The following is a 12424-nucleotide window of genomic DNA, read 5'->3' as shown; positions in this document are numbered from 1 at the left end:
TAAATTAACGAAGGTTAACGCCGTCGCGCCAGCGCGCCGCCGGATGGCGATCGGGCAAGCGGTCCTGCTGTTGAAAAATTTTGTGGCGAAGCGAACCGGGCTGATACGCGGTCTTGAAGCGGCCGCGCTGCTGTAATTCCGGCACCACCAGATCGATAAAATCGCGGTAGCTCTGCGGATTGAGGATGCGCGTCAGGTTAAAGCCGTCGATATCGCCTTCATCGATCCACGTAATCAATGCATCCGCGACCTGGCTCGGATTGCCGACGATCAGCGGATAGCGGCTGCCCATCGCGTGCTGCTCCAGCAAACGGCGGCGCGTCCAGCCGCTGAAAGCTTTGCTCACTGATTCAATGGCGCGCGTGTCGCCGGTCTGAATCGGCTCATCAAGTTCGAACGCCGCCAGATCCAGGCCAATCGAGCTGGAGAAGTGCGCGATACCCGCTTCCGGGCTGGCGTATTCGAGGTAGCTTTTATGCTTCTCCTGCGCTTCGCGTTCGGTTGGCGCGACAATCACGCTGACGCCCATAAAGATACGCAGATCGTCAGGATGGCGTCCGGCCTCCACCGCCGCCTGGCGCAGGCGCGTCGATTGCTCGCGCATCGCGGCGGGTGACGCGGCATTGACAAAGCTGCACTCGGCGTGACGTCCGGCGAACTGCACGCCGCGCGCCGAGGAACCGGCCTGAAATAGCAGCGGCGTGCGCTGCGGTGACGGGCTGCTCAGGTGATAACCCTGCACCTGATAAAACTCGCCCTGATGATTGATTTGATGGATTTTGCTGGCATCGGCGTAGCGCCGATGGGCTTTATCCTGCACCAGCGCATCATCCTGCCAACTGCCTTCCCATAACTTGTAGGTGACATCGAGAAACTCATCGGCCTGATCGTAGCGGCGGTCGTGCGCCAGCAGCTGTTGCTGCCCCATGGCACGCGCGGCGCTATCGAGATAACCGGTGACGATGTTCCAGCCGATGCGCCCTTTGGTCAGGTGATCGAGCGTGGAGAGGCGGCGCGCGAACGGATACGGCGCTTCATAACTCAGGTTGGCGGTCACACCAAAGCCCAGATGCTGCGTGACGCTGGCCATGCCGGAAATCAGCATCAGCGGGTCGTTGACCGGCAGCTGAATCGACTCTTTAGCGGTCAGGCCAATACCTTGCTGATAGACGTCATACACGCCGAGAATGTCGGCGATAAACAGCCCATCAAACAGTCCGCGCTCCAGCAAGCGCGCCAGATCCAGCCAGTAATCCAGCGAGTTGAAATCAACAGAACGATCCTGCGGATGGGTCCACATGCCGTGATGAATGTGCCCAACGCAGTTCATATTGAAGGCGTTAAGCAGAATCTGTTTTTGACTCATATCGTCCCCCGACGCGGCGGCAACACGCCATTCAGCAGGTAGTTGCCGATTGCCGGATATTTCCAGCGCACCGGATCGTGCAAGGTATGGGTACGCGCATTGCGCCAGTGGCGGTCGAAGTTGTGTTCGCGCAGGCTGGAACGCGATCCGCCGAGTTCAAACAGCAGATTGCTGGCTTCCAGCGACACTTCTGTGGTCCAGGCGCGCGCCTTCGCCACTTCCACCGACGCCAGCGCCACGTTTTCGGCACTGGGATCGCGCTGCGCGACGTCAACCGCATCACCGGCAATCGCCAGCAGCGCATCGCCCGCACTTAGACGTGCGGCCAGAAGACCGGTACGATCGAGCGTCAGCGGATCGTCGCTGGCACGATCCACGCCGCTGTCCGGCCACGGACGCGCGCGCAGACGCAGGAAATCGAGCATGTCTTCAAACGCCGCCCGCGCAATGCCCTGATCGATAGCCGCATGCATAATCTGCGCAAAGGGCCCAACGGTGCTCGGACGCTCGAACGCGGTCTGGAATGGCACCACATCTTCCGGCGCAATCGCCACATCGCGGAACTGCACGCTGCCGCTGCCGGTGGTGCGCTGACCAAAGCCGCTCCAGTCATCAATCACGTTGACGCCGGACTGATGGCGCGGCACAAACACCAGCTGCTCTTTGCCGTCATCGGCAATCGCCAGCGTCGGAATACGGTCGGCATACAGCGCGCCGGTGCAGTAAAACTTGTTGCCGTTGAGGCGCAATCCTTCGGCCTGTTGCGAAACCGCCGTGGAACGCTGATGCGCGGCAGGAGAACTGAATTCCGCCAGCGCATTACCGTGATGCACCCCTGCCAGCACTTCGGCGTAGAGCCGCTGTTTCTGCGCCTGGCTACCGTTGATGCGCAGCACTTCCAGCGCGTAAAAATGGTTCTGCGGCACCTGACCAATCGATCCGTCGGCGGCGCTCAATATCACGAAAATCCCGGCCAGTTCGGCGGTAGAAATCTCAATGCCGCCAAAGTCACGCGGCACGGTGATGGCACCGAGCCCGGATTGAAACAGCTGCTGCAATTCAGCGTGCGGCAGTTCACGTTCGCGGTCGCGCTGGGCGGAACCGGCACGAAAACGTTCCGCCAGTTCCTGCGCCACCTGCAAGGCCTGTTGGGCGTGGGTGATGCGCGATGCGCGCTGTTTAGGCGATACCTGCGTCATGGTTGCTCCTTAAATCCACGCATGACGCGCAGGCAGCGCATCATTGAGGTAATAGTTGCCGATGGCGTGGGTTTTCCAGCGCACCGGATCGTGCAAAGTGTGAGTGCGCGCATTGCGCCAGTGACGATCGAGTCCGTGGCGCAGCAAAGTGCCGCGACTACCGCCCCATTCCAGCAGTTTCTCGCTGGCACGCAGCGCCACTTCGGTGGTGAGTACTTTGGCTTCCGCTACCGCAATCGAGGCGCGCGCGCAGTTTTCGGCGGTCAGCGCCTGCTGATCGATGCTGTCGAGCACGCGGGCGGCCCGCGTCAGGAGTGCGTTGGCGGCGCTCAGTTCGGTGCTGATGCGGCCAACATCGGCGAGGATGTAAGGATCGTCGGCATTGCGGCTGACATTGGCATCGACCCAAGGTCGCGAGCTGCTGCGCACAAACTCCAGCGCCTCATCCAGCGCGCCTTGCGCAATGCCTGCATCAATCGCCGCCTGAATCAGTTGGGAAACCGCACCGCGCAGCGTCGGTTTTTCGGCTGCGGGCAGCGAGATTAATAACGCCGGATCCACCGCAACCTGCTGCAGTTTCACCGTGCCGCTGGCGGTGGTGCGCTGGCCAATACCGGACCAGTCATCAACAATCTCCACGCCCGATGCTGGCAGCGGAATAAAGGCCATCTTCGGCTGCTGATCGTGCATCGCGGTGGTGACCAAAATGTCGGCGAACAACGCGCCAGTGGAGTAGAACTTCTCGCCGGTAAGCGTTAAGCCCTGTGACGTTGTCACCAGCTGCGCCTGCACATCGCGCGTGTGTTTGGTGTTTTTCTCCGGCCCGCCGTTGCCCAGTCGTTTGCCCTGCACCACCGCGCTCAACAGTTGCTGCTGCTGCGCCGCCGAACCTTCGCCGAGGATGAACTGAATCAGACCAAAGTGGTTTTGCGGGATTTGCCCCAGCGAGGGATCGCTGGCGGAGATCAGACGAAACACCTCGGCCAGGGTTTGGTACGACAAACCTGCGCCGCCAAATTCGCATGGCACACTGATGCTGCCAAGGCCCAGCGCGGTGAACTGGTTGAGCAGCGCGATAGGATAGATGCGTTGCTGATCGCGCTCGACTGCGCCGCCTTTCGCCTGCTCGGCCAAATGGCGTGCGGCGGCGATGGCTTGTTCATCGCTATTTAATACCGCCGCGCGGTTAATAATCTCGTCACTGTTTTGCGTCATAGCTGATTTCACTTTTACTGCACAGCGAAGGGTAAGCCTGCACTGAAAAAGTCAGCAGGCCGTGGAATGAATAACGGATTGAAAGCGATGATAATCAGCGGGGTTAAAACAAGTAAATAGCGCGGTTATGCTATATCCGGCAATGCGTTGCCATTATTAAGCTATGGATTTAATTAAGCTCAACAATAGGCTAGCGGCGGTGCTGCGGGCAATTGACGAATATAAAAAAGCGGCGTGTAATTCTTAAGATCAAATAACGCAATCAAAATTTAAATAATGCATATAACGTAGGGTCGCCATTTATGGCGACCTTGTGGAATTGTGCGGGATTTTATAAGGTCGCCATTAATGGCGACCCTACGATTTTATATTTGCGCATCAAACTGCGCGGCGGCGAAACTGCGGGTGAATTCGTTTTTCACGCTGTGCGGGATCTGTACGCTATCAATCAACTTCGCCAGCTGATAGGTTTGCACCGTCTCATTTTGCGTCAGCTGCTGGGAATAATTCGCGGTCAAATCGCCTTTCTTATTCTGCGTCACCGATGTCTGGCTTCGCTCTTCGTCATCAATCAAATGGTACTTATAATTTTGTGACGACTTCTGTTCGGTCAATTTCACCGCCGAGGCAGAATCCAGCGCGGTGTGGAAGCTGGCCTTGAGTTTAAACAGCGTTTGCTGGGTCAAATCCTGGGTATCGCCATGCGTCTGGGCAGCGGTTTTTTGCGCCACGTTAAGTGAGAAGGTGTCTTGCTCTTCCGGCTTATACGGATTACCGGAAACCGGCGTCTGCTGATACGTAGCCGAGAAATCTGCCAGTCCGCTGATCGCACCGTTCTTCGCTGCATTGGCATCAATCGACTTCACACGCTGCGTGTTGATGCTTTCCGCCGCTTTACCTTCGGTGGTGTTCAGCGCGCGGAAACTGTCCTTAAACAGCGCCAGCATGTCACTATCGCCATGGCCGCGCGAAGCCGCCTGATCGAATTTGCTGCTCCACTGATCCAGTGCCGCCGCCTGCTGCCCCGCGCTGCCCACCTGCGTCAGTTTCGACATATCAGTATCAAGTTTGATGCTGACATCGCCGTTATGGAAACCAAGCCAGCGCTCCTGATCGTCGGCATGCAAGTTCAGCGACTGCGTGACGTTATTGCCATTCCGCAGATCGGTCTTCAAATCGACGCTTTTCAACACGGAACTGTCGAATTTCATCAGATCGCTGATATCGAGCTTGGTGGTGCTGCCATCCAGGCCATCCAGCGCTTTTTGCAAGCCTGCTGACAGTTGCCCCATTGCCGCCGCTTCATCGTTGCTCAGCTGGCCGCCGCTGGTTTTCAACTCCACCACCATGCCGCCCTGTTGGCGCGTCATCTGCAAACTCACCTGCACGCCCGATTGGGTGGTGATGGTCAGTGCCAGCGCGCTTTGGCTGCTGCTCTTTGCGCCGCTCACCGCTTCGGTGGCTGGCACGCTCAAGGTCACGTCGCCGCGATGGCTGGCCAGATTACTCAGTAAGGTGCTGCCGAGACCGTTCATGCCGACGCCGCTGGCATGTGCGGCACCGTTGAGCTGCGCTTGCAGGCTGCTGGTGACATCGACGGAACTCTTAACCTGCGCGGGTTCGATTTTATAGATAGCGGCGATGGCATCGCTCGCCTCACTGAAGGTGACTTTGGTGGACGCTTCCGCCGTCAGGGCGTTTTGTGCGGATTTGTTGTTTACCGCTGGCGTCACCACCGCATTCGATGCGATTAAATTTCTCAGTACGCTGCTGCCAATCCCATTTAGCATGAAAATAATCCTCGTTGTGTACTATTCCTGAGAGTTATCGGCGAAATGTTCAGCAGCTTTAATGGTTTTTGCCCTCACCCTAACCCTCTCCCATAAACGGGAGAGGGAACCGATTGTGCACCGTCTGCTCCCTCTCCCGCCTGCGGGAGAGGGCTGGGGTAAGGGAAATTCATTGGCAGTTCTGACATACCATCTGTCCGCCTAAACACAGCCGCACTTCACGCGGTGACTTACGTTATTCATCAACACATCTCTCACTCACGAGGTAAGGTCACGATGAATAACCTGCATTACAAAAGCTTGCTGGAAATTGGCCGCTTGATTCAGTCGGGCGAAATCTCTTCGGTGGAGGTCACACAAACCCTGCTGACGCGCATCGATACGCTCGATCGCGACTTACACAGCTACTTCTACGTGATGCGCGACAGTGCGCTGCAACAGGCGGCTGAAGCCGATGCCGAAATTGCGCAGGGAAAAATGCGCGGTCCACTACACGGCGTACCGATTGCGCTGAAAGATCTGATCTGGACCAAAGACGCGCCCACCAGCCACGGCATGATCATCCACAAAGATCGTTACCCAACCGAAGACTCCACCGTGGTGGAGCGCTTCCGCGCGGCGGGTGCGGTGATTCTCGGCAAACTGACGCAAACCGAAAGCGCCTTCGCCGATCACCATCCCGATATCACCCGCCCGAATAATCCGTGGGGCAATGCGCTGTGGACCGGCGTCTCCTCCAGCGGATCCGGCGTCGCCACCGCCGCAGGTTTATGCTTCGGCTCGATTGGCACCGATACCGGCGGTTCAATTCGTTTTCCCTCCAACGCCAACGGTCTGACCGGTATTAAACCGACGTGGAGCCGCGTCACGCGTCACGGTGCCTGTGAACTGGCGGCATCACTGGATCATATTGGTCCGATGGCGCGTAACGCCGCCGATGCCGCCGCCATGTTGCAGGCGATTGCCGGTCGCGATGACAAAGATCCCACCTCCAGCAGCGAGCCGGTGCCGGATTATCTGGCGCTGATGACGCGCGGCATTAGCAAGATGCGCATCGGCGTAGATAAAAGCTGGGCGCTGGAGAAAGTTGACGAGGAAACCTGCGCCGCGCTGCAATCGGCGATCGCCACCTTGAGCTCGCTCGGCGCGACCATGGTGGATATCACCTTGCCTGATACCGAAAAAGCCGCCGCCGAGTGGAGCGCACTCTGCGCCGTGGAAACTGCGCTGGCGCATGAAGAGACCTATCCAGCGCAGAAAGATCAATACGGTCCCGGCTTGGCTGGCCTGTTGGATCTTGGCCACAGCGTCACCGCGCTGGCGTATCAGCGCTTGCTGCTCAGCCGTGCGGCGCTGCGCGGCGATATCTCCGCACTGTTCACCCAGGTTGATCTGATTCTGGCACCGGCCACCGCGTATGCCGGATTGACCTGGGACACCATGACCCGTTTTGGTACCGATCAGGCACTGTTTAACGGCGTACTGCGCTATACCAGTGCATTCGATGCCAGCGGACATCCCACCATCACCTTGCCGTGCGGCAAAACCACCAGCGGTGCACCGATTGGCTTCCAGCTGGTGGCGGCACATTTCGCCGAAACCACCATGATTCAGGGCGCGTGGGCCTTCCAGCAGGTCACCGACTGGCACAAACAGCATCCTGCGTTGTAATTCCGCCGCCTTTACCGCCCCGACCGCAACGGGGCGGTCATTTCACCCGCTCATGGCCTGAAACTTGCTTTAACTCCCTGACTTCCGCCCTTTTCGCCATGTTTAGGGGATGCTGATATGAAAGAGCTTTTCACCACCGACGATCTCGATAACCGTCATCGCTTCGATGCCTGGCGTGATGCGGTGTGCTCGCGTCTGATCAAAGCCGAAGCGCGCCAGATGCACTCAGGCACCTTTTCCGGCAGCTTTGCCTATTCGATGCTCGGTCACATGGATATTGCCAATCACGTATCGCATACCGCGCTGATGTGGCAACGCACGCCGGAGTGCATCCGCCGCCATCCTAATCACGATTTCTATCTGGGTTATGTTTGCGCTGGCAGCGGCACGCTGCGGCAGAATGGCCATCAATCACGCGTCAGCGCGGGCGACGTGGTGATCTACGATGCCGCGACGCCGTTTGATTTTGCCATGGAGAAGGTGGCGATCAATATCGTGCATCTGCCGCGCCACATCATGGAGAAGGAAGCGCCTGCCACCGCCAAACTGGCGGGCAAAACGCTGGATCTTATGCGCCCCGGCATGGCATCGCTTAAGCTGCTTTTACAGGAAGCCTTTGTGTTTAATCCCGACCGCGAGAATCCGTTTCTGGCGGAGCAGTTTGCCAACACGCTGCTGAATATGATTTCGGTGAGCGTCAATTTGCAGCACAGCGAAGAGGCGCTGAAACCGGATCTGTATTCGCGCGTGGTGAGTTTTCTGCGTCACAATCTGCAGGAGCCGGAGCTGTCGGTGGCGCAGATCGCCAATGCGCATCACGTCTCGCCGCGCACCATCAGCCGGGTGTTTGCCGCCCACGGCACCACGCCGATGAACTTCCTCTGGCAGGAGCGTTTGCAGGCGTGCCATCGCGTTCTGGCCGAAGGCAAAGCGCGCAATATCACTCAGGTGGCGCTGGATCACGGTTTCAGCGATATGTCGCACTTCAGCCTGGCGTTTCGCAAAGCCTTTGGTTATACGCCCAGCAGCCTGTTACGGCAGCCGGACGCGCCGTTACTTTTGTAGCGTGGTGATCACGCGCTCGGCGGTGTATTCCATGCTGCTGCGCGTGTTCATCGCTTCGCTGCGCATCAAGCGATACGCCCCCGATTCATCCAGCCCGAAGGTTTGCATTAGCACGCCTTTGGCCTGCGACAACCTTTCCCCACGCGCTTTACGCGCCTGCTGCACCGCACGCAACCGCTGGTGATGACGCACGGTTTGTAGCGTGCCGATCATCTGCACAATCATGGCAAACGGATTGAGCTCACGCTCGGCGATGGCGTTCGGCTGGAATTGCAGCAGTAGCGGAAACAGCCGCGCGTTATGGCTATCCGCCAGCGCGATAATGGGAATATCCTTTTCGCGCGCGCTGTTGAACAGAGTGGATAAAGGCTGCTGCTGATGCACATCAATCGCCACCAGCAGCAGCTGTGTATCCACAGGGATTGATGCAGCAGGCGGCCAGCTGTGCTGCGCGTGACAACCTAACTGCGTCAGCGAAGCGCAAAACGCGCGCACGCTCTGTGAATCAGGATGGAAAATATGCAGCCGGACACCAGAAAGCGTTGCCAGTAATGTTTGTTCAGTCATGGTTCACCCTATGCGCATCCCGAATGAGGAAGCCTCACGGTAAGCGAGCGGCTGAATCCGTGCTTTGCTGATGCTGCCGGGTGCTGTGTCAGGGCGGACAACGTCCTCTGCGCGCTGATGCCCTCACCCCGGCCCTCTCCCACAGGGAGAGGGAGACGCTGCCACATGCTCCATCGGTGCCCTCTCCCGCCTGCGAGAGAGGGCAATGGCAGTACAACTCAAACATGAAACCCCAAAAACTGCTCTGCCACGCTGGCACTCGACTGGGTTTTCGGATTGATCCGCTGCACAATCTGCCCCTTTTCAATCACATGAATCTGGTCAGACAGCGCATAGAGAAACTCGATATCCTGCTCCACCAGAATGATCGAAATATCCATCTCGTGGCGCAGCCGCCGCAACGTCTCAATGATCTCCTCGCAGATATTCGGTTGAATCCCTTCCGTTGGCTCATCCAGCAGCACCAGCTGCGGCTGGCCGCACAGGCAACGCGCCAATGCCAGCAACTGCTGCTCACCGCCCGATAGCGCACCGCCCGGCTGCGCCAGCAGGCGCTTCAGGCGCGGAAAATATTCCAGCATCTGCTCGATAATCTGCCCGGCGCGGGAGAAGTGTTTCACGCAGCCCATACGCAGATTCTCCTCCACCGTCAGCTGCGGGAAAATCTGTCGTCCTTGCGGGACAAAACCGATGCCCGCCACCGCACGCTGATGCGCCTGATAACCGGTAATATCGATGCCGTTCAGCGCAATGCGGCCTTGCCAGGCTGGCAGTTCGCCCATAATGGTGCGCAGCAGCGTGGTTTTGCCCATGCCGTTGCGGCCCAGCACGCCGGTGAACGACTTCGCGCCGACAAACAGCTCGGATAAGTTCAGCACCGGAATCTTGTTGTAGCCCGAAACCATCTCTTTTATTTCAAGCATGTTTAATCTCCAGATTGCCGAGATACGCCTCTTTCACCAACGGATTTTGCGTCACCTCGCGGAAACTGCCTTCCGCCAGCACCGCTCCCTGGTTAAATACCGTCACCTGCTGCGCAATCATGCTGATGAACTCCATGTCGTGTTCCACCACCACCACCGTGCTCTGCTGATTAATCGCCTTGATCAGTTGCGCGGTTTTACGCACTTCCTGATGCGTCATGCCCGCCGCCGGTTCATCCAGCAGCACCAGCTGCGGTTTGGAGATCAGGATCATCCCCAGTTCTACCCACTGCCGCTGACCATGTGCCAGTTCCGAGAGCACCGCGTGTTGCAGATCAACCAGACCGATATCCCCCAGCACCTGTTCAATCGCCGCTGGCAGCGCCGCTTTCGCCAGCTTATTGGCTGCCGCCTGCCACAAGTTTTCCCGCACGCTTAACCCCTCGAACACACTCGGCACCTGGGTTTTGATGCCAATTCCCAAACGCGCGATCTCCCAAGGTCGTTTGCCGGAGATCACCTGTTCGCGATAGCGACACTCGCCGCGCGTCGGCGTCACCTGGCCGCTCAACATCTTGAAGAAGGTGCTTTTGCCTGCGCCGTTGGGGCCAATCAGGCAGCGCAATTCACCTTCACGTAAGGTGAAATCCACCTCTTTCACCGCATGTACGCCGCCAAAACTGACGCCCATTTTGCGGGTTTCCAGTAACACGTTGGTCGTCATGGTTTCACCTCTCTGACCTGCGCGCGGCTGGCGGGCGCGGCGGCGGGACGCTTGCGCCGCCACAGACGCTGCAACGTCGGTAAAATGCCGCCCGGAATCAGCAACACAAACACCGCCAGGATTACGCCGAGCACTAAATTGACATCCACGGTTTGCTGCGCGCCCAGCCGCGTCACCATCCACTGCAACAGCACGCAGCTGATCACCGGCCCAAGTAGCGTGCCACGTCCACCGACAATCACCCAGATGATGATCTGCGCCGACTGGCTGATGCTGAACACGCCGGGACTGACAAACGCGCCCCAGTTGACATACAAGCAGCCCGCCAGTCCGGCAATGGCTGCGCCGATGGCAAAGGTCGCCAGCTTATGCGCCGGCACGTTGTAGCCGAGCAATCCGGCGCGCTGCTCGTTCTCACGAATCGCCACCACGGTTTTGCCAAAGCGGCTTAGCAGCACGAACTTCAGCAAGGCGTAGCAAAGTGCCAGACATCCGGCGGTGACCATAAAGATCGCCTCGGGCGATAAAAAGGCATCCGGCTGGAACGGCAGGTTGAGCGTCGGAACTGAGGGAATACCGTTAAAGCCGCCCAGCAGCGCTTCGCCGATGTGATATTCGCTGCCGGAGGTGGAGTTAACCCAGTTAAACAGCACCAGACTCACTGCCAACGTGATCGCGCCGAGATAGACATCGCTGACGCCGCCATAAAAAATCACGTAGCCGAGCAGCAGCGAGAACAGCGTTGGCAGCAGCACCGCCATCACCACTGCCCAGGTCGAATCGCCCCAGTTGATGGCGCAAATCGCATAGGTATAAGCGCCTAAACCAAAAAACGCCGCCTGACCGAAGCACAGGATGCCGCCGTAACCCCAGATAAATGCCAGGCTGAGCGACAACAAGCCCATCACCAGAAACACCGTCAGTGACAGCAAGGTGTAGAGCTCGATCGCGCCTGACAGCCACAGCGCTACCAGCACCATCGCCAGAGAAGTGACGACAATCTGGATCTTTTCCGAGAACAGTTTCATTACAGCGATCTCCTGAAGAAGCGTCCGGTGATGCCCTGCGGCAGCAAGCGCAGCAGCACAATGGCGCTCAGCAACAGCGCAACCGCACCAAATACCGGCGTGGAGAAGTAGGTCACCAACTGCGAGATGGTGCCGAACAGCGTGGAGGCGGAGAGCGTACCGGCGATGATGGCGCTGCCACCGCCAATCACCGTGATAAAGGCTTTGGCGATAAAACTGACGCCAATGGTTGGGATCACGCCGGTAATCGGCGCTAACAGCGCGCCGCCCAAACCCGACAGCGCCGCGCCGAGGCCAAACGTCAGGCTGTAGATCTTGCCCGGATTACTGCCGAGCGCTGCCGCCATGCGCGCATTCTGCATGGTGGCGCGCGCGCACAGACCTAAGGTGGTAAAGCGCAGCAGCAGCCACAGCGCGCCGAGCAAGCCGACGGCAAACACAATCATGAACAGCGAATAACCGCTGGTGCTGAAATGGCCGATGCTTACGCTGGGCAGCGGCGAACTGATGCCCAGCGTGGTGTTGCCGAACAGCATGGTGGCGGCACCGATCAACGCCAGACTCAGCCCCCAAGTCGCCAGCATGGTATCGATCATCCGCCCATACAGATGGCGGATAATCACGCGCTCAATCACCGCGCCAAACACGCCCACGGTGAGCGGCGCGATCACCAACATGGAGATCCAGATCGGCACGCCCCACTGATTGGTGGCCAGAATGGCGCTGTAACCGCCCAGCATCATGAATTCGCCGTGCGCCATATTGACGATTTTCATCATGCCGAACACCACCGCCAGCCCAACGCTCATGATCACCAGCACGGCGATGGCATTGAGCACTTCAATGGCGTAGATAATGAACAGATCCATAGCGGCT

11 protein-coding genes are annotated in these 12424 nt (G+C 58.4%); 2 read left to right on the top strand and 9 right to left on the bottom strand.

Annotated elements, in window-relative coordinates:
* Positions 1-4: 4 nt before the first annotated feature.
* The 4 genes from NQH49_RS20310 to NQH49_RS20295 form a co-directional block, all read right to left on the bottom strand.
* Positions 5-1366 carry an LLM class flavin-dependent oxidoreductase gene (locus NQH49_RS20310; protein WP_256698567.1) on the bottom strand — a complete coding sequence of 454 codons (1362 nt, stop codon included), beginning with the start codon at positions 1364-1366 and terminating at the stop codon, positions 5-7.
* Complete coding sequence (locus tag NQH49_RS20305; protein WP_256698566.1) at positions 1363-2565, bottom strand: SfnB family sulfur acquisition oxidoreductase; 1203 nt, start codon at positions 2563-2565, stop codon at positions 1363-1365. The genes NQH49_RS20310 and NQH49_RS20305 overlap by 4 nt, the downstream gene beginning before the upstream one ends.
* 9 nt (positions 2566-2574) lie before the next feature.
* Positions 2575-3780, bottom strand: coding sequence for an SfnB family sulfur acquisition oxidoreductase (locus NQH49_RS20300; RefSeq protein ID WP_256698565.1), 1206 nt, complete (start codon positions 3778-3780; stop codon positions 2575-2577).
* Between the two features lie 365 nt (positions 3781-4145).
* Positions 4146-5570 carry a hypothetical protein gene (locus NQH49_RS20295; RefSeq protein ID WP_256698564.1) on the bottom strand — a complete coding sequence of 475 codons (1425 nt, stop codon included), beginning with the start codon at positions 5568-5570 and terminating at the stop codon, positions 4146-4148.
* 276 nt (positions 5571-5846) lie between these two features.
* On the opposite strand from NQH49_RS20295, the gene NQH49_RS20290 reads away from it, so the two are divergent.
* Together NQH49_RS20290 and NQH49_RS20285 are read left to right on the top strand one after the other, a co-directional pair.
* A complete protein-coding gene (locus tag NQH49_RS20290; RefSeq protein ID WP_256698563.1) occupies positions 5847-7241 on the top strand; it encodes an amidase in 1395 nt (464 codons plus the stop codon).
* Positions 7242-7358: 117 nt separating this feature from the next.
* On the top strand, positions 7359-8306 hold the full coding sequence (locus NQH49_RS20285) for a helix-turn-helix domain-containing protein (RefSeq protein ID WP_256698562.1): 948 nt from the start codon (positions 7359-7361) through the stop codon (positions 8304-8306).
* Here the strand turns inward: NQH49_RS20285 and NQH49_RS20280 are convergent.
* The 5 genes from NQH49_RS20280 to NQH49_RS20260 all read right to left on the bottom strand — a co-directional run bounded on the left by NQH49_RS20280 (position 8295) and on the right by NQH49_RS20260 (position 12417).
* Entirely contained in the window at positions 8295-8873 is a 579-nt protein-coding gene (locus NQH49_RS20280; RefSeq protein WP_256698561.1) for an ANTAR domain-containing response regulator, read from the bottom strand. The genes NQH49_RS20285 and NQH49_RS20280 overlap by 12 nt on opposite strands.
* Before the next feature lie 218 nt (positions 8874-9091).
* Positions 9092-9796, bottom strand: coding sequence for an ABC transporter ATP-binding protein (locus tag NQH49_RS20275; RefSeq protein WP_256698560.1), 705 nt, complete (start codon positions 9794-9796; stop codon positions 9092-9094).
* Positions 9789-10520, bottom strand: coding sequence for an ATP-binding cassette domain-containing protein (locus NQH49_RS20270; RefSeq protein ID WP_256698559.1), 732 nt, complete (start codon positions 10518-10520; stop codon positions 9789-9791). The genes NQH49_RS20275 and NQH49_RS20270 overlap by 8 nt, the downstream gene beginning before the upstream one ends.
* Positions 10517-11548, bottom strand: coding sequence for a branched-chain amino acid ABC transporter permease (locus NQH49_RS20265; protein WP_256698558.1), 1032 nt, complete (start codon positions 11546-11548; stop codon positions 10517-10519). Before NQH49_RS20265 ends, NQH49_RS20270 begins: the two co-directional genes overlap by 4 nt.
* Positions 11548-12417: a branched-chain amino acid ABC transporter permease gene (locus NQH49_RS20260; protein WP_256698557.1), complete on the bottom strand. Its 870-nt coding sequence runs from the start codon at positions 12415-12417 to the stop codon at positions 11548-11550. Before NQH49_RS20260 ends, NQH49_RS20265 begins: the two co-directional genes overlap by 1 nt.
* Between the last annotated feature and the right edge of the window lie 7 nt (positions 12418-12424).

This window comes from Pantoea trifolii, from assembly GCF_024506435.1.
Lineage (GTDB): Bacteria > Pseudomonadota > Gammaproteobacteria > Enterobacterales > Enterobacteriaceae > Pantoea > Pantoea trifolii.
Note: the sequence above shows the minus strand (reverse complement) of the source record. Positions and strands in the feature narration are given on the sequence as shown.